The 19,458-nt window shown below is 43.7% G+C and carries 13 protein-coding genes; 10 read left to right on the forward strand and 3 right to left on the reverse strand.

Annotation, left to right across the window (positions count from 1 at the left end; translation table 11 throughout):
- The first annotated feature begins 43 nt into the window (after window positions 1–43).
- The 10 genes from AMD27_RS14540 (at window position 44) to AMD27_RS14585 (ending at window position 11,935) form a co-directional block, all read left to right on the forward strand.
- Entirely contained in the window at window positions 44–1,318 is a 1,275-nt protein-coding gene (locus AMD27_RS14540; RefSeq protein WP_067661825.1) for an FAD-dependent oxidoreductase, read from the forward strand.
- Between the two features lie 180 nt (window positions 1,319–1,498).
- Window positions 1,499–2,281 carry a bifunctional phosphoribosyl-AMP cyclohydrolase/phosphoribosyl-ATP diphosphatase HisIE gene (gene hisIE, locus AMD27_RS14545; protein ID WP_067661827.1) on the forward strand — a complete coding sequence of 261 codons (783 nt, stop codon included), beginning with the start codon at window positions 1,499–1,501 and terminating at the stop codon, window positions 2,279–2,281.
- A gap of 219 nt (window positions 2,282–2,500) precedes the next feature.
- The gene (locus tag AMD27_RS14550; protein ID WP_067661829.1) at window positions 2,501–3,994 is read left to right on the forward strand and encodes a UvrD-helicase domain-containing protein; all 1,494 of its coding nucleotides are present in this window, start codon (window positions 2,501–2,503) and stop codon (window positions 3,992–3,994) included.
- A gap of 27 nt (window positions 3,995–4,021) precedes the next feature.
- Complete coding sequence (locus AMD27_RS14555; RefSeq protein WP_067661831.1) at window positions 4,022–5,401, forward strand: AAA family ATPase; 1,380 nt, start codon at window positions 4,022–4,024, stop codon at window positions 5,399–5,401.
- A gap of 325 nt (window positions 5,402–5,726) precedes the next feature.
- Window positions 5,727–8,564, forward strand: a complete 2,838-nt coding sequence (locus tag AMD27_RS14560; RefSeq protein WP_067661833.1) for a monovalent cation/H+ antiporter subunit A — start codon at window positions 5,727–5,729, stop codon at window positions 8,562–8,564.
- A gap of 3 nt (window positions 8,565–8,567) precedes the next feature.
- Window positions 8,568–8,933 (forward strand): Na+/H+ antiporter subunit C, encoded by a 366-nt coding sequence (locus tag AMD27_RS14565; protein ID WP_067661835.1) that lies wholly within the window; start codon window positions 8,568–8,570, stop codon window positions 8,931–8,933.
- Between the two features lie 2 nt (window positions 8,934–8,935).
- Window positions 8,936–10,741 (forward strand): monovalent cation/H+ antiporter subunit D, encoded by a 1,806-nt coding sequence (locus tag AMD27_RS14570; protein ID WP_416202794.1) that lies wholly within the window; start codon window positions 8,936–8,938, stop codon window positions 10,739–10,741.
- Window positions 10,742–11,266: a Na+/H+ antiporter subunit E gene (locus AMD27_RS14575; protein ID WP_067661839.1), complete on the forward strand. Its 525-nt coding sequence runs from the start codon at window positions 10,742–10,744 to the stop codon at window positions 11,264–11,266.
- On the forward strand, window positions 11,263–11,538 hold the full coding sequence (locus AMD27_RS14580; RefSeq protein WP_067661841.1) for a monovalent cation/H+ antiporter subunit F: 276 nt from the start codon (window positions 11,263–11,265) through the stop codon (window positions 11,536–11,538). The genes AMD27_RS14575 and AMD27_RS14580 overlap by 4 nt, the downstream gene beginning before the upstream one ends.
- Before the next feature lie 10 nt (window positions 11,539–11,548).
- Window positions 11,549–11,935 carry a Na+/H+ antiporter subunit G gene (locus AMD27_RS14585; RefSeq protein WP_067661843.1) on the forward strand — a complete coding sequence of 129 codons (387 nt, stop codon included), beginning with the start codon at window positions 11,549–11,551 and terminating at the stop codon, window positions 11,933–11,935.
- 71 nt (window positions 11,936–12,006) lie between these two features.
- Here AMD27_RS14585 and AMD27_RS14590 read toward each other — a convergent pair whose 3' ends face one another.
- The 3 genes from AMD27_RS14590 to gltB form a co-directional block, all read right to left on the reverse strand.
- Complete coding sequence (locus AMD27_RS14590; RefSeq protein WP_067661845.1) at window positions 12,007–12,894, reverse strand: metal-dependent hydrolase; 888 nt, start codon at window positions 12,892–12,894, stop codon at window positions 12,007–12,009.
- 289 nt (window positions 12,895–13,183) lie between these two features.
- Window positions 13,184–14,605, reverse strand: a complete 1,422-nt coding sequence (locus tag AMD27_RS14595; protein ID WP_067661847.1) for an FAD-dependent oxidoreductase — start codon at window positions 14,603–14,605, stop codon at window positions 13,184–13,186.
- 70 nt (window positions 14,606–14,675) lie between these two features.
- The gene (gltB, locus tag AMD27_RS14600) at window positions 14,676–19,151 is read right to left on the reverse strand and encodes a glutamate synthase large subunit (RefSeq protein WP_150115785.1); all 4,476 of its coding nucleotides are present in this window, start codon (window positions 19,149–19,151) and stop codon (window positions 14,676–14,678) included.
- Between the last annotated feature and the right edge of the window lie 307 nt (window positions 19,152–19,458).

The raw sequence follows: 19,458 nt of genomic DNA on the forward strand, positions 1-19,458 counted from the left end.
TTTTTATTAAATTGATGCCGAAGAATAAAGATCCTTGAAAATAATGAAAAATATACATGTGGCGATTATTGGTTCAGGCACTGCGGGATTGGCCTCAGCTATTGTATTGGCGCAGCAAGGTCTACAGGTCACCATTTTTGAGAAAGTCCCAGCGCTTGTGCCAGTCGGTGCAGGACTATTATTACAACCTTCAGGTTTAGCCGTTTTTGAACATCTTGGGATTTTAGATCACGCACTCGAACTGGGCGCCAAGGTCACCGGTTTAGAAGGTCGTCTGCCCAATCAAAAACTGTTGGTAAATAGCCAGTACCAACAAGCCCACCCTGATTTTTATGGTATTGGTATTCATCGTGCAAGTTTATGTCATATCTTGGAAAGTAAAGCTCGCAGCTATCCAGACTTGATCCATTGGTGTATGGATGCAGACATTACACGCTATGAAGAAAATCAAAATGAAGTGCGTGTTGAAGGCTTGGTGGCAAAGCAAAACTATAGTGAACGATTTGATGCCATGTTGATTGCCAATGGCGCGCGCAGTGAACTCAGACCCAAAGCATGGGTTAATATTGATCAGGCTTATCCTTGGGGGGCAAAGTGGACCATTGTTCCTGAATGTCTAGATTTAGACCCAGAAATTCTGCACCAGTTTCATGATCGCGCTCAAATCATGCTCGGGATTTTACCCACAGGGGCCACACCTGAGCAGCCTGATAAACGCCTCTCCAGTGTATTTTGGAGTATGCCCACACCTCTGCTTCCGCATTTTTTAAGACGAACTGAAGACCGTGAGGCTTGGTTAAATCAAATTGATCAGCGCTGGCCCGAAGCATCTACATGGCTCAACACGGTCATGAATGCCCCCCAGCAAGATCAGCAATGGTTAGCAGCGCATTATCGTGATGTGGTGATGTCAAAATTTGGACAAGGCCGTGTCGGGGTGATTGGAGATGCAGCCCATGCAATGAGCCCGCAATTGGGTCAAGGCGCCAACATGGCATTACTGGATGCTTGGGCTTTGGGCCAAGCGGTTCAGGTCGCTCGTGATGGGAGGACTCTAAATTGGTCAACACTTTGGCAGAACTACCATCAGCACCGACAGTCCTCGACCCAATTTTATCAATTTCTAAGCCGATTGCTGACGCCGCTGTATCAGTCCGATCACTGGTGGGCAGGCGGTTTAAGAGATTTAAGCTTCGCATGGATGTATCAAATCCCCTATTTTCGTAAAGAAATGGCGATTACGATTTCAGGTTTAAAATCTGGGATGTTCTCTCAAATGAATTATGCCGATATCGCTCAGCGCAAAGATAATAATTGAAATGCGCTAAATGGGTGTGTTTGAAATGCCACTTTTGATATCTCCTTTTCAATTACTGTTTTAAAATAGCACCATGTAAAAAGCATGAAATTTTTCCTCAAAACCAATCAAATCGCTTAAACTAAAACGCTATAACAATTTTATAGCCCTCTTTTAACTCTCTATTTTGGTGAAACTCTCATGAACAATGTGCAATGGCTCGATGAAGTAAAATTTAACGAACAAGGACTGATTCCTGCTATTGCTCAACATCACCATACCGGTCGTATTCTGATGGTTGCATGGATGAACCGTGAAGCCTTGAGCATGACCGCTGAGAAAAACCAAGCGGTATATTTTTCTCGTTCACGTCAAAAATTATGGCATAAAGGCGAAGAGTCAGGTCACTTTCAAACCGTGCATGAAATTCGTTTAGACTGTGATGCCGATGTGATTGTGCTGCAAATTGAACAACACGGCGGTATTGCCTGCCATACGGGTCGTGAGTCATGTTTTTACAGAAAGCTCACGCCAAACGGTTGGGAAATTGTGGATGCACAGCTGAAAGATCCGAATACCATTTATGGTGATAAATCGGCGAATGCCCATACCCAAGCCATGAATGCATCTACCGCCCAAGCTGAGCAAGTCGATGTGCTGAGTTACTTAGGGCAAATGATGACGGAACGTAAAGCTGCAGATCCAGATTCATCATATGTGGCTAAGCTTTACCATAAAGGTCTCAACAAAATTTTAGAGAAAATGGGTGAAGAAAGCTTTGAAACGGTCATCGCAGCCAAAGAGTTTCAAGCACAAGCCAGTGAAGACAATAAGAATGACTTGATCTATGAAGTTGCAGATGTTTGGTTTCATACCATAGTCATGCTTGGATATTTCGATCTAGATATTCAACTGGTGTTAAACGAATTGGCTCGTCGTCAAGGTTTATCAGGTTTGGTGGAAAAAGCCAATCGTAGTCACTAAGTATTGAAAGTTCATTCTAAAAGCCATGCCATTGCATGGCTTTTTTATCTGATCAATAGCTGATTTTTCATTACCTCATCTGGCTTGATCCAATCTGTCATATCTTGTCGTACGTTGTCGTATCTTGTGCTGTCCTGCAAATTGATCTGCCTAATCTGATGACTTTCTTGCTATACTCATCGCTCAATTTTAATTCATTTTTGAAGACTCGATACCACTGTGCCAGATATTTTAAAAGCGACATTAGAACAGCAATTTGCGATTGAGCAAGCACACAAAGGTGAGTCTTTTAAGGTGATTGCCTATGCAGGTACAGGTAAAACCACCACTTTAAAATTGATCAGTGATTCGATGCAGCATCGCCGTGGCATGTATTTGGCGTTTAACAAAGCGATTGCCACTGAAGCGCAAAATAAATTTCATGGCAATGTCGACTGTCGTACTTTTCACTCCTTGGCTTTTCGAAGCGTTCCACGTGGAGTGACCGATAAACTGCGTTTACCCCGACTAAGCCCCAGTTTTATTGCCAAAGAATATCGCTTAGAGCCCATTACATTACGCCGTTTAATGGGCGGTCGCTATGAAAAATATGCCCTTTTACCGAGTCGTTTGGCCAGTCTTGTTGCTAACGCCGTCAGCTATTTCTGCTCCACAAGCTCGCAGTACCCAGCACCACGGCATATTCAAGCACCAAGCTGGTTGCATGCAGATGATATCGAATCCTTGCAAAAGCATTTATACCCTGCGGTTGAACGGCGCTGGCTGGAGTCCATTGATCAGAACCATCAAGCAGGCATTGGACATGATATTTATTTAAAACTGTGGGCATTGTCTGATCCCTTTATCCCTGCTGACTATGTGTTGTTTGACGAAGCACAAGATGCTGACCCTCTCATGCTCGGCATTTTACTTAAGCAGCGCAGCACTCAAGTGATTTATGTCGGGGATGCCCATCAACAAATTTATGCATGGCGCGGTGCGGTGAATGCCATGCAGCAAATGCCACTGCCTGAATCTCGCTTAACCACCTCTTTTCGTTTTGGCGATGCAATCGCAGATGTGGCGAATCGACTGTTGGGTGCGCTCAATGAAACTGTCCCCCTGATTGGCAACCCAGATGTCAGATCATCTGTGGTCAATAAACCACACACCAAAATGCGAGACGCCATTTTGTGTCGTACCAATGCGCGTGCGATGGAATTATTACTGGCGGGTTTGGTTCAAGGTGACAAAGTGAGCTTACAAGCCGATCATGTCAAACTAAACCGTTTTGTCGATGCTGCAAGCCTACTGAAACAGGGCAAACGCGTGGTCGATGTACCCGAACTGGCTTGGTTTAATTCATGGCACGATGTTCATGAATACTGTGAGACCAATGACGGCAGTGACATTAAACCGCTGGTCAAATTGGTCGATGACCATGGGACAGATCCACTGAAAAAAGCTTTGGCTAAAATCACTCCGATTGAACATGCAGACTATGTGATTTCAACGGCGCATAAAGCCAAAGGTTTAGAATGGAATCGAGTACATATTGAAGATGATTACCAATTTAAGATAAATGGTTTAGAACATAAAATTAGTGATGAAGAGTTACGGTTACTCTATGTCGCCTGTACTCGTGCTAAACTCAGCTTAAACATTCACCATATTTATGATTTGGTGCAACAGCTCAAACTAAAAACAAATACTCAAAACAAAGCAACAGCATGAATCCTAAAGATAAGTTGCAGGTGAAATATGAAAATCCATTCGATCAAGTTACGCCATTGTTCTCATTTTTCTGACTTAAATATCGAGTTCAAATATTCAAATAAGCCAATTACTCTCATTTTAGGTAATCAATCTTCAGGTAAAACCGCGATTATCAAAAATATTTATCAAGCACTAACTTGGTTTCCAGCACGACTTAAAGATGCTCGTACTGCGGGTGTGGTCATGCTTGATTCAGATATTACCCAAAATCGTGTGCAGTCTAGAATTCAAATGAATATTCAGATTCCAGATGAGATTGGCAGTTTGTCCGAGAGCTTTTCTTCACAAGATAAAGACGTTTCCACTTGCTCATGGATTTTATATAAGACCTTAAATGCGCAAGGTTTGGGGCATAGCAAAGTTGATACCCAGCAACTTGAACAACTGACAGATTTATACAATAAAGCGATTCTACAAGACCCCTTGCAAGGCTTACCGCTGATTGCGTATTACCCTTCGGATCGTTTCGTCAATGAAATGAATCTGATCAGTAAAAATAATCCTGCCGTTTTTCAGCATCATTCTGCTTATGAGCTTGCGCCACTGCCCTACACCACTTTTGCTCGTTTTTTTGAATGGTTTCGTGAAATCAATGATATTGAAAATGCACAAATGGCACAGCTTTTTCAAAAAATCTTGCAGACCACCCAAGGCAAAGACAGTACCGCCTTTGATGATGAAACCGTTAATTTGAACCAAAAACTGTTTCAAGCCCATGCACAAATGCATGCACCGAGCATGGTGGCGTTAAAAACAGCATTGAACACAGTTTTTCCAGATTTAACCGATCTTTATCTCGAGTACTTACCCAAGCTTCAACTGATGGTAAATTATCAAGGACAACTGATGTCCTTTAGCCAACTGTCCAACTCAATGAAAAATTGGATTGCGCTCATTGGTGATGTGGTACGTCGCTTATGTTTACTCAACCCTAATCAGCTTTATCCCTGCATGGAAGGCGATGGCATCTTGCTGATTGACAATATTGACGCACAATTAGATCAAGACACCACGCAAAATATTTTAAAGAGGTTACATCAGGCTTTTCCACAGCTGCAAATTATTGCCACGGGCTGTAGCCAAGATTTGCTTGAACATGCTGAACAGTATCAGTATTTCAAACTTGATCAGAAAAAACTGTATGAGGTGGATCTGTCCTCACACAAAAATAATCTCGATACGCTCTATCAAAATGTATTGCATACGCTTGAACCCAATCAAGATGACGCTTTATTGAGTGCCGAAATAAATTCGAATGCACCTCAACAGATGTTTGAAAAATTCCAAGATTTAAGTCCAGAACAACAGCTTGAATTTTTGCAACTGATTCAAGACGGCGACGCTTATAAGCCAGCGAAGATTTAAATCGCAAAATCTGCTTTCTAGCGTCGATTAAATGTGGTCTGAAACGAATTTAACACGGAAAAATGTTAATGATTTGCCTATAATCTTTGCCTGCATAGGCAAAAAGGTTTGATGTTATTTTGCTCATGTAATAAAATCATCGCATTCATTTTTATCAAAATGTTTATTTTTAACTCTGTTTTTTTCAGGTTGCGCAACACAACTTGTTTCTGTTTTTTTAAAATTCGTTCGGCTTTCAAAATTTAAGCAGTTGGATGGTTCTTTGCTGTCCTCAAATATTTGAAAGATAAAACTCATGATAGGTTACTACAACCTACCCAACACTATGGATACGAGTGTGCTACCGATTATTATATTGTTACCGTTAATACTTGGCACCTTCTTTGTCCTATGGCTGAAAAAATTCTCTCGCGGGGCGACAGCTTTAGGGGCGATTGGCGTCAGTTTAAGCAGCTTTATTTTACTTCTGACTCAAGCAAAAAATGTCTTGAATGGCCATGCTGTCGTTGAGCATTGGTCATGGTTACCGCAACTGGGCATTGATTTAAGTTTTCGCTTAGATGCACTTTCCCTGATTTTTGCTCTGCTGATTTCAGGCATTGGCACTCTCATTTATATTTATGCTTATTATTATTTAAATCCTAAAAATTCATTAAGTAAGCTCTATGCCTTACTCATGTTGTTTATGGCGGCCATGCTCGGCATTTCGCTATCAAACAACCTAATGATTTTGCTTGTTTTTTGGGAAATGACCAGTATTTCATCTTTCCTGTTGGTGGGTTATTGGAGTAATTACGACGCTGCACAGCGTGGCTCACGTATGGCGCTGACCATTACAGGGCTGGGTGGTTTGGCCATGCTCGGTGGCTTTATTTTACTGGGGCAAATCACCGGTACCTATCAGATCGATCAAATCATTACGATGACCTCGACCATTCAAGCCAGCTCCTTGTTTGTCCCTACACTTCTGCTGATTTTATTGGGTGCTTTTACTAAAAGTGCGCAATTCCCTTTCCATTTTTGGCTCCCCAATGCCATGGCAGCACCGACGCCTGTGTCGGCGTATTTACACTCTGCCACCATGGTCAAAGCCGGCATATTTTTATTGGCACGCTTAATGCCGATTTTTGTCGGCTCAGCGCTGTATCACAATTTGGTAACCACAGTGGGTTTATTTACACTGTGTATGGCGGCATTTTTCGCCATTTTCAAAGAAGATTTAAAAGGCTTATTGGCATATTCGACCATCAGTCATTTGGGTTTAATTGTCTGCTTACTGGGGATCGGTTCACCTTTGGCTGTCGCGGCAGCTGTATTTCATATTATTAACCATGCAACCTTTAAAGCCGCATTGTTCATGATCGCAGGCATTATTGATCATGAAACGGGTACACGTGATATTCGTAAACTCAGTGGTATCTGGCAGCTATTGCCCTTTACTGCAACGCTGACTATGATTACTGCCGCAGCCATGGCAGGTGTGCCACTAACCAATGGTTTCTTGTCTAAAGAGATGTTCTTCACTGAACTTTTAGCGAATTTATCGGGGGGTATTGCGGTACTTGCTGCCATAGTTGCGACACTGGCGGGTTTATTTGCAGTGGCGTACTCAGCACGTTTGGTTCATGGCGTGTTTTTTGATGGCGATGTAGGTAAAGGTGTACCCAATAAAGATGCGCATGAGCCGCATATGGGTATGCGCGCTCCCGCCATGATTTTAGCAGCTTTATGTATTGCTGTCGGAATTTTACCGGCTCTCCTTCTTGAGCCTATTGTGAATGCAGGTGCGCGTGCCAGTATTAATCAAGCGACATTTGAAGGGGTTCACCTTGCGATTTGGCATGGGTTTAATCTGCCGCTGTTGATGAGTGCGATTGCACTCGTGGGCGGTTTAATATTCTACTTTGCCTTGGCCAAAGGCAGCCGTATTCGTGAGATTGACCTAGACCCATCTTTAGGTAAGCTTCAAGGTAAAGTTTTATTTGAAAGTTTCTTAAAACACCTTTTACTCAATTCTCGAAAATTAAAACGTGCAACCGAAACGGGTTCGCTGCAGCATTATTTATTATGGATTGTGGTGTTTGCAATTGCGCTTGTGGCAATGCCTTTACTTGGACAAGGCATAAGCACAGGTACGCGGGAGCTGACCCATGCACCTATAGTGGCTATAGTGCTGTGGTTACTGTTGTTCTCAGCCTGCTGGATGATGCTGTGGTTCCATCACGAACGAATTAAAGCCGTGCTGATCAGTGGTGCTGTCGGTTTGGTGGTTACTTTGGTTTTTGTAACCTTGTCTGCACCTGATTTAGCATTAACCCAAATCACGGTAGATGTGGTCACGACTGTGCTACTGCTCATGAGTTTATCGCTGCTTCCACAGCTCACACCTTATGAATCGTCACGTTCACGTCGTTGGCGCGATGCAGCAATTGCGATTATTGGTGGACTAGGTATTGGCTGGATTGCATGGCTGATTTTAACCCGTGATCACAATTCTATTTCATGGTTCTTCTTACAGCAGTCATTGCCTTTAGGCGGTGGATCGAACGTGGTCAACGTGATCTTGGTCGATTTCCGTGGTTTTGATACCTTTGGTGAAATCACCGTACTGGGCATCGCTGCCATTGGTGCGTTATGTATGATGGATGGTATGCGTGCCCATGGTACAACCATTACCCAAGGTTTGACCTATCGTTTTAACCCCTCCCCGCTCATGTTCCGTATGACTGCATCGTGGGTTTTACCCATCGCCCTTGTCGTGAGCTTGTATATTTTCTTACGTGGGCACAACTTGCCTGGCGGTGGATTCATTGCAGGCTTAATCACCTCCATGGCACTGGTGATTCAGTACATTGCACTCGGTCAAGAGCAAGCGGAAAATATGCTTAGAGCCAAATCTGGGCGCTTATACGAAATTTGGATTGGTGTCGGCTTAATGATTGCAGGCCTCACCGGTATTGCTGCATGGCTCTGGGGACGTCCGTTCTTAACCAGTGCACACATTTATGTTGAACCTGTTCTGCTTGGCAAAATGCATTTGGCTTCTGCTGCAGCCTTTGATGTTGGCGTATATGTGACGGTCGTTGGCGCAGCCATGTTGATGATTTCTGTACTGAGTGACTCCCGTAATACCAGTATTACTGGTCCAGTTCCCAAGGGGTAATGCATGATTAGTTTAGAATTTTTACTTGCTTCTGCCATTGGAATGCTGGTTGCCACCGGTATTTATTTGATTTTGCGTGCGCGTACATTTCCTGTGGTGCTCGGACTGGCCATGATTGGCTATGCCGTCAATCTGTTTTTATTTGCCATGGGGCGACTACAACTCAGCGCACCTGCAATTTTAACCGATGCCAACCAAGTGACTGACCCTTTGCCTCAAGCACTGGTGTTAACCGCGATTGTAATTGGTTTTGCAACGACCGCTTTCATTGTGCAATTGGCGCTACGCAGTCGTTATGAGTCTGGTACAGATCATGTTGACTCCAAAGAGGAAGCTATTAATACCGACCCACGTGAGGATGAGCCTTAATCATGAACTTCTTTGAATTTTGGCTTCATCACTCTCCAGTCCTCAGCATTCTGATTCCGGCCTTTACTGCTTTTATCTTGGTGCTCCTAGGCAATCCAGGTTCGGGCGCTTTGTCTCAGGACTGGCGTCAACCTTGGCGACGCGGTATCAGCTTAATTTCAGTGTTTTTAGGTTTAGCTACGGCCATTAGTTACCTTATTCAAGCCAATAGTGGGCAGATTTTTGTCTATCAACTCAGTGAATGGACTGCACCTTTTGGTATTGTTTTGATTTTAGACCGACTCGCTGCATTTATGTTGGTGCTGACTTATGCGCTGACCGTACCCATTATTTGGTTCGCCAGTAAAGAATGGGATGAGCGTGGTCGCTACTTCCATGCCATGTTTCATTTTTTATTGATGGGATTATGTGGCGCTTTCCTCACAGGCGATCTATTTAACCTGTTCGTATTTTTTGAAATTTTGCTCATGGCATCATATGTCTTGCTGCTGCATGGTCAAGGCAAAGTTCGCTTTCAACTCGGGATTCATTACGTCACCATTAACCTGCTTGCCTCTGCTCTATTTTTGATTGGTCTAGGCATGATTTATGGCAGTGTCGGTAGTTTAAATATGGCCGATGTGAGTCGTATTTTGCCGCAGCTTGAAGGTGATCAGCATAGACTTGCTGTGGCGGGTGGTTTGCTGTTATTTGTGGTGTTTGGGATTAAAGCCGCAATATTGCCGGTCGGTTTCTGGCTCCCTAAAACCTATGCTGTCGCGACGACGCCCATTGCTGCCATTTTCACCATCATGACCAAAGTCGGTCTCTATGCCATTTTACGTGTCAACAGCACCGTTTTTAATGATGAGTTAAGCCGTGAAATTTTATCGAACTGGTTGTTGCCCATTGGTCTAATCACTTCTGTATATGGCGTGATTGGTGCAATTGCTGCAGAACGTTTACGCCGTTTTGTGGGTTTCATGATTTTATCTTCTATTGGCACCATTATCATTGCACTGTCCTTAATGACCACACAGGCTTGGGCAGCAGCGCTGTATTATTTGGTACACAGTACCCTAATCGCGGCGATGTTCTATTTGTTATGCGGCTGGATTACCTCTCAACGCGGTGCATTTAAAGATCATTTGAAGATCGCACCGAAAATGAAACAGCAAACTTTAGTCTCGATTTGCTTTTTTGTTGTGGCGTTAATGATGGCAGGTTTACCGCCCTTTAGTGGTTTCTTTGGAAAAGTTTTCCTCTTACAAGCGACCTCGACTTCACCCTATCAATTATTGATTGTGATTACAGTACTTTTGGTGAGTTTACTCAGCATTATGGCGTTTACCCGCGCAGGTTTTGTGCTGTTCTGGCGAGCCACTACACCTGAAGACAACCCCAATGAGCAAGCTTTTAAGGATTATCAGAGCCTGCCTACGACTGCACCTGCAAGAAATGATTATGCCTTCTATATTTTAATGGTTGGGCTAATAGCTTATGTGGTTTTTGCCAATCCGATTATGCAGTACATTGAAAAAACGGCATTACAATTAGATGATGCGGCAGTGTATTCTCAAACGATTCTTAAATCAGATGAGCTAGGGGATGTCATTAGCGTACAGCCTTTCGATCCAAATTATTTACCCGAAACCAAATATGGCGGTGAAGCAGTCGATCCAAATGCACATTATATTCCGTATGTGATTAGCCCTAAAACCTTGCAAGGCGAACATATTTCTGAATATAAAAACCGTCAAATTGAACAACAAGAGCAAAGCCAACAACATCCTAGCGATGACGCTAAGCTCAAGCCAATGGAGCCATAAATGACTCAGAAAAGCGCTTTCATTGACCGATTACTGCCCCATCCTTTTGTTTCAGTGATTGTGGCAGTCAGCTGGCTCATGTTAGGTCATAGTGCAGAATTATTTGATTTTATCGTGGCCATTATTTTGGGTTTAATGATTCCAAAACTCATTCAGCCCTTTATTGTACGTACGCCCAATATCCATTGGGATTTGGCGATAAAACTGACTTTGACTGTTATATGGGACATTATCATTTGTAATATTAAAGTGGCAAAGCAAGTCTTAGGTCCGACCAAAAACTTACATCCCAAATGGTTTCGAGTGCCTTTAGATACCGATCATGAGCATGTCAATACGCTGCTTGCAATGATCATTACCACCACGCCCGGAACAGTCAGTGCAGGGATAGACCAAGAGCGAGGCGATATTTTAGTACATTCACTCAGTTCAGACGACACGGATGCAGATATCTTAGAAATCAAGAACCGTTATGAAGCAACGCTGATGTTAATTTTTGACGTTAAATCAGGAGAGGATGCATGATCATTTTACCGTATGCATTGAGCATCTGCTTAAGCGTAATTACCTTCTCCATGTTCCTCTGCTTATTCCGTTTGGTTTTGGGACCTTCGATTGTTGACCGACTTTTGGCGCTCGATACGTTATTTTTAAATGCCACGTGTCTGGTGGTCATTTTAGGCATCTATTGGGCAAGCACCTCATTATTTGAAGGCGCACTCTTGGTCGCCATGCTGGGCTTTGTTTCAACAGCAGCACTGGCACGTTACTTCACCACTGGCCATGTGATCGACTAGGAGCTTTTTGATGCAACTTTTAATGGAAATCCTGGTCTCAATATTTTTAATGATTGGCGCATTTTTTACCGTGGTCGGTGCCGTGGGTATGGTAAAACTGCCCGATTTGTTTATGCGACTGCATGCACCGACTAAATCCAGCACGCTTGGACTCGGCAGTTTTTTAATCGCTGCAATGATTTATGCTGCTTTTCATAGTCGCCTAGGCTTTGCTGAATTACTAATTACTTTGTTGGCTTTTATTACAGCACCTGTTTCTGCAAACTTGATTGCACAAGCCGCTATCCATTTACGTTTACGCTCAACCTCAGGTGAAGTACCTGAAACTTTGGATCGTCCTTTGCCTTGGCAAAGACAGCGTCGTACCAAATCGCTGGATGAAGATCGAAACCGTTAATCTTACATGTGCATTTGAGCATCTAGAAAAGCAAGAAACCCAGCAAATTTGCTGGGTTTCTTAAATTTGAATTAGCTGTATAAAACAGGCTGCTCTTCTTGGAAACTGTCCATTTGGTATTCATTCGCCAGTTTATTTTTCCAATGTTCAACCAGATCGCTATAGTCAATTTCAGATGGATGAAAATCTTTTTTATAATAGGATAAATATTCAGGGATCAATTCAATCAACATTTTTGAGACCAGATACACACCATATAAGTTACCTGATACTTTAGGCAGGCTCTTTTTATAATCTTGCATAAACAAACGACTGGCTGAATAAAAAGTAAGACTGGCAAAACCCGTGGTTACACTACGCATGATCGTACGGCGTACTTTGTCATCTTTATACACGGCTTGATAGACATCGAATGCCACAGCGCGATGCTCAATTTCTTCAATGGCATGCCAGACCCAAAGCTTGGTCGCATCTTCATCTAAAGTACTTAAAATCTCAGGATGTCTCAGTATATAACCACCTAACAGCGCCGTAAAATGCTCAAAGGCACAGGTAATGGCAAGCTGAAACTTGGGATGCACGGTACGAATAAATTCATCACGACGCGCCAACCATGCTTGGAAACTGTCCAGCTGATAATCGTCTCTGCGCCAAGCATCGTTAAACTCAGCATGGGCTTTAGAGTGCATCGCCTCTTGCCCAATAAAAGCAGCGACTTGCGCCTGCAGATGTTCACTTTTCACTTTATCACGCACGTTTCGGACGCTGTGTACAAAAAACTGTTCCCCAATAGGAAAAGTAGATGACAATGCTGTGAGTAAATGCGACATCACGGGAGAGTTTGCAAAAAAATGTCTGCGAATGGCTTTCGGGTTATAGCTTAGTCGACGTACCTTAATACCCAATGCTTTTGGGCGGTTTAAATATGATTTTTCTGTCGCCACATGCGTTATTGTCATGGTCTAAACCCTACATTTGTTGGAATTTATCCTTATCTTCTCAGATGCTTTATTTTTGTACATTGCAAAAATCGACACGATAAACGGCCGATTAGACATTTTGCCAACCTGAACACATTATAGCGGCGTTTGATTTTATTTTAATTGATAAAAATCAATGATTTTTCAAAATCCAATTGAGGCTTGTATTTTCAGGATTTGTCAGACAAAACTCGATCAATTTAGCCGAGCGATACTAAAAAACCCACCGAAGTGGGTTTAATTGAATAGATGGCTTCTACTTAGAAAATTAAATGTCTAAATAATCCAAAATTCCTTCAGCCGCCTGACGACCTTCCCAAATCGCCGTGACCACTAAATCTGATCCACGCACCATATCGCCACCGGCAAAGATTTTCGGATTTGAGGTTTGGAATTTGTAGTCTTGCTGTTCTGCAGCCACCACACGACCTGAACCATCGAGATTGATATTGGCACCCGTGAACCAATCCGCAGGGCTGGTACGGAAACCAAAGGCAAGAAGGACTGCATCCGCTGCCAAAATTTCTTCTGAACCCGGAATCGGTTCTGGGCTACGACGGCCACGACTATCCGGTTCACTCAATTGTGTGGTCACCACTTTAACGCCTGTCACTTTGCCGTTTTCACCGACAATTTCAATCGGTTGACGGTTAAAGGCAAATTCAACCCCTTCTTCACGCGCATTTTGTACTTCGCGGCGTGAACCCGGCATATTTTCTTCATCACGACGATACGCACAAGTGACGGATTCAGCGCCTTGACGAATTGAGGTCCGGTTACAGTCCATTGCGGTATCTCCACCGCCCAGTACAATCACTTTTTTACCTTCAACTGAAATGTATTCCGACGGATCTTTTTCCCAGCCTTGGGTACGATTGACATTGGCAATCAGGAAATCTAGCGCATCATGTACACCTTCAAGATCTTCGCCGGCAAACCCCCCTTTCATATAGGTATATGTGCCCATGCCCATAAACACGGCATCATAATCTGCAAGCAGCTGATCAATGCTGATGTCGGTACCAATATCGGTATTCAGACGGAATTCAACGCCCATGCCAGTGAAAATTTCACGGCGACGTTTCATCACGTCTTTTTCCATTTTAAATTCTGGAATACCAAAGGTCAGTAAGCCACCAATTTCTGGACGCTTATCAAACACCACAGGTTTCACCCCATTACGGACCAAAATATCCGCACAGCCAAGGCCAGCAGGGCCTGCACCAATAATCGCGACTTTTTTATTGGTCCATTTGACAGAGGACATATCTGGACGCCAGCCCAGTGCAAATGCAGTGTCGTTAATATATTTCTCTGCATTACCAATGGTCACAGCCCCAAAACCGTCATTTAAAGTACATGCCCCTTCACATAAACGATCTTGCGGACATACGCGACCACAGACTTCAGGCAAGGTATTGGTTTGGTGACAAAGCTCAGCAGCTTGGAAAATACGACCTTCAGCAATCAGTTTGAGCCAGTTTGGAATGTAATTATGCACTGGGCATTTCCATTCACAGTACGGGTTACCACAGCCCAGACAACGATGCGACTGATTGGCCGCCACTTCGGTGGTATAGGGCTTATAAATTTCCACAAACTCAGCTTTGCGGACGTTAACATCTTTTTTCTCAGGATCTTGGCGTGCGACATCCAGAAATTGAAAATCATTGTTTAGGCGCTCTGCCATGTCTATCTCCGTGGGTAGGTGTGGTCAGTTTTATCCTGCTACACCTGCCTATATATCTGCAGTCGTGGAATTATTGTGGATCAGCTTGAGTGGTTTTTAACAAAGTCTGCAAGTTTGCAGCTTTGGGTTTCACCAGCCAAAATTTACGGCTGTAGAAATCAAACTCGTTGCGGATCTTATAGGCCCAAGCACTTCCAGTTTCTTGAATATGCTCATCCAAAATGCGAAGCAAGAATCCTTGATGTTCTTCCATCGCTTCGGTTGAAATACGGTTTAGCTCGATTAGTTCATGATTATAGTGATCGACAAAGTCATTTTCTAAATCCAATACATAAGCAAAACCACCGGTCATCCCTGCACCGAAGTTGTGTCCGACTTTACCCAGCACAGTTACGATACCACCCGTCATATATTCGCAGCAGTGATCACCTGCACCTTCAATGACCGCAAATGCACCTGAGTTACGCACTGCAAAACGCTCACCTGCCGTACCTGCTGCAAAGACTTTACCGCCTGTTGCACCGTACAAACACGTGTTACCAATGATCGCGGTTTCTTGAGTCTGAAATGGTGAACCTTTGGGTGGGAAGATTGAGATACGACCGCCCGCCATCCCTTTACCGACATAGTCATTGGCATCACCTTCAAGTTTAATATGAAGGCCACCCGCATTCCATACACCTAAAGATTGACCCGCAGTACCGGTTAAGTTCATTTTAACTGGATGTGCTTCCATACTTAAGTTGCCATAGCGACGTGCAATTTCACCAGAAATACGTGCACCAATTGAACGGTCACAGTTACCAATCTTGAAACTGTATTCGCCGCCTGTACCTGCTTCAATTGCAGGCAGCATTTCCGCAACCATCTTCTCTGCAAGAATACCTTTATCAAACGGTGCATTGCCTTCAACTTGACAATACTGTGCCTTACCTTCCGCAGAAGGATGTGATTCGAGCAGTGCACTCAAATCTAAGTGTCCTTGTTTCTCTGTTTCACCTGGAAGCATCTCTAATAAATCAGTGCGTCCAATCAAATCTTTTAAACGAGACACACCGAGAGCTGCGAGCCATTCACGGGTTTCTTCAGCCATAAAATGGAAGAAATTAATCAGCATTTCAGGCTCACCAATATAATGTTCCTGACGTAAATGATCTTGCTGAGTCGCAACGCCAGTCGCACAGTTATTCAGGTGGCAAATACGGAGGTATTTACAACCGAGTGCAATCATTGGTGTTGAACCAAAGCCAAAGCTTTCTGCACCTAAAATCGCCGCTTTCACTACGTCCAGACCCGTTTTTAAACCACCATCAGTTTGTACACGGACTTTGCCACGTAAGTCATTGACGCGAAGAGCTTGATGCGCTTCCGAAAGACCCAATTCCCATGGAGAACCAGCATGGTGGATTGAAGACAATGGGGATGCCGCCGTACCACCGTCATAACCCGAAATGGTAATGAAGTCGGCATAAGCTTTTGCCACACCTGCCGCAATTGTACCTACACCCGGCTCAGATACTAATTTGACTGAAACCATCGCTTGCGGATTGACTTGTTTTAAGTCAAAGATCAGCTGTGATAAATCTTCAATTGAATAAATATCATGATGCGGCGGTGGAGAAATTAAGGTCACACCCGGCACTGAATAACGTAAACGTGCAATTAAGCCATTCACTTTACCACCGGGTAACTGACCGCCTTCACCTGGTTTTGCGCCTTGTGCGACTTTAATTTGCAGCACTTCAGCAGAAGTTAAGTACGCTGGTGTTACACCAAAACGACCTGAAGCAATTTGTTTAATTTTCGAATTACGAATGGTGCCATAACGCGCCGGATCTTCACCGCCCTCACCAGAGTTTGAACGACCACCAATCGTGTTCATAGCAATCGCAATCGCTTCATGTGCCTCAGGTGACAACGCCCCAAGTGACATGCCTGCTGAATCAAAGCGCGGTAAAATCTCTGCAACTGCTTCAACTTGATCAAGCGGAATGGAGTTGTCTGTTTTAAGTTTGAGTAAATCGCGAATCGTTGCTACAGGACGGCTATTCACCAGTTCTGCATATTCTTTAAAGTCAGCATATTGACCCGAACGAACTGACTTATGTAAAGCGTTAATCACATCGGGATTAAAGGCGTGATATTCCTTATCATAAACAAATTTAAGCAGTCCACCTTGTTCAATCGGCTTACGCGCTTTCCATGCCAAATCTGCCAATTTTTTTAAGTCATTTTCAAGGTCAACGAAGGTTGCGCCTTTAATTCGACTTGGCACACCAATGAAGCATTTATTCACGACTTCTTCAGAAAGTCCCACGGCTTCAAACAACTGACCACCGCGGTAAGAAGCAACCGTTGAAATCCCCATTTTAGACAGGACTTTAAGTAAACCTTTTTCAATACCTTTACGGAAGTTAGATTGAGCATGAATGGGATCACCCAATAACTCACCTTTTGCAATCAAATCATTAATCACATCATAAGCAAGGTAAGGATAAATCGCAGTTGCACCAAAGCCTAAAATCACGGCAAATTGATGCGCATCACGTGCCAGTGCTGTTTCGACAATAATATTGGCATCGGTACGTAAACCCACCTGAATAAGATGGTGATGAATCGCACCGGTCACCATTGCAGCATTGGCAGGTAAAAAGCCTCGACGAATTTTGCGATCCGAAATCACCAGTAAGGTTTTACCCTGACGAATCGCTTGTGCCGCTTCCTCACAAATCCGTGAGATCGCAGCTTCTGAACCTTCAGCTTCTGGATAGTTTAAATCAATATCAGCGATTTCATAACCTTTACGACCCAGTGTACGAATTTGGTGCATTTTTGAATTTGAAAGCACGGGGCTTGAAATAATCAAGCGATCTGCATGTTCTGGGCTTTGCTCAAACACGTTTTGCTCACGACCGAGACAGGTCTCAAGTGACATCACGATCGATTCACGTAATGGATCAATCGGTGGGTTGGTCACTTGCGCAAATTGCTGACGGAAATAGTCCGACACATGACGAACTTGACGTGACAGGACTGCCATTGGCGTGTCATCACCCATTGAGCCTACAGCTTCTTGACCGCTTTCTGCGATTGGGCGAAGCAGTTGATCACGCTCTTCAAAGGTCACCATAAACATTTTTTGGGCAGCTTTGAGGTCATCCCCTTTTAAGCCTTGATCACATAAATACTCTTCAAGCTCTGGACTGCCGTGTACACGCACAGAATTTTCGCGTAACCATTCACGATATGGACGCATTTTTTTCAAATGATTGCTAACATCTTGGGTATCGAGCATTTTGCCGGTAAAGGTATCAATGACCAAAATCTGACCGGGACCGACGCGACCTTTAGACACCACGTCTTCAGGCTGATAGCCCCAAACGCCAATTTCTGAAGCTAAAGTAATATACCCATTTTTGGTAATCACCCAACGCGCAGGACGTAAACCATTACGGTCCAGCATACAAATCGCATGACGACCATCTTGAATTACAAGTCCCGCAGGCCCATCCCAAGCTTCCATATGCTTTGAGTTAAATTCGTAAAATGCACGTAGATCTGCATCTAAAGTTTCCACGTTTTGCCATGCAGGTGGAACCAGCATACGCAGTGCACGGAACAGATCCATGCCCCCACCCACCAAGATTTCAAGCATATTGTCTAAACTTGAAGAATCTGAACCAGTACGGTTCACAATCGGATTGAACTCGGTCAGACCCGGTAACAGCGGATTTTCAAATTTAGGTACACGTGCCATCGCCCAGTTACGGTTTGCAGTAATGGTATTAATTTCACCATTGTGTGCCAAATAACGAAACGGCTGAGCCAAAGGCCAACGCGGTAAGGTATTGGTTGAGAAGCGCTGATGGAACACCACAATATGCGATGCAAGCTCGGGATTGGCAAGATCTGTATAAAAGTCTGCAATCGCCTCAGGCATCATCAAGCCTTTATAGGTGATGACGGTCGAACAGAGTGTAGTGACATAAAATGAGCTGTCATTAACCAACAGCTGTTCTGCACGGCGACGCGCCAAGAACAATTTACGGTTAAACTCAACCTCAGTCAGACCCATTGGGCAGTTGACAATGATCTGCTCAAAAGCAGGCATTGAACGTAGGGCGATTTCACCCAGAGCATCGACATTGGTCGGTACGACACGCCAAGCCAAGACTTTCAAGCCTTCAGATTCAATTTCTTTGCTTAAAACTTGTTTTGAATGTGCGGCAATGGCAGGATCTAGATTTAAAAATACTGTACCGACAGCAAAAATCTCACTTAAAGTGATATCACTGATTTTTTTGGCTTCATTACGGAAGAATTGTTTTGGCATCGCCAAAAGTAGACCACAACCATCGCCAGTTTTGCCATCAGCTGCAATACCACCACGGTGCGTCATGCAACTTAAACTATGAATCGCGGTCTTGACCAAGTCATGACTTGCATCGCCTTGCATATGGGCGATTAATCCGAAACCACAGTTATCTTTGAACTCATCCGGTTGGTATAAACCTTTAGCGGGAGCTACAGTATTAGGCGATGGCATGTGCATAGCGTACCCTTCTTTCGACATGGCCCTGATGGGGCAAAACGTATTCAAATTTATAATTGACGATATAACTGACGATTGTATTCTTCAAAACAAAGAGATCATTTTTTCTTCTTTGTTCCAAGCAGTATACTCTGATTCAACACCACAAATATTTGGCTGTATTTGCACTTATTTAAAGCAGATTCACCACTCCCAATCGCACACCAATGCAAGTTCTTCGCGCCAAAACAGGGACAATTTGCTTGACTGATGCACTATTAAAGCAATAAACATGCCAATTCATTACTCTTATTTCTATTGG

Source organism: Acinetobacter sp. TGL-Y2 (assembly GCF_001612555.1).
Lineage (GTDB): Bacteria > Pseudomonadota > Gammaproteobacteria > Pseudomonadales > Moraxellaceae > Acinetobacter.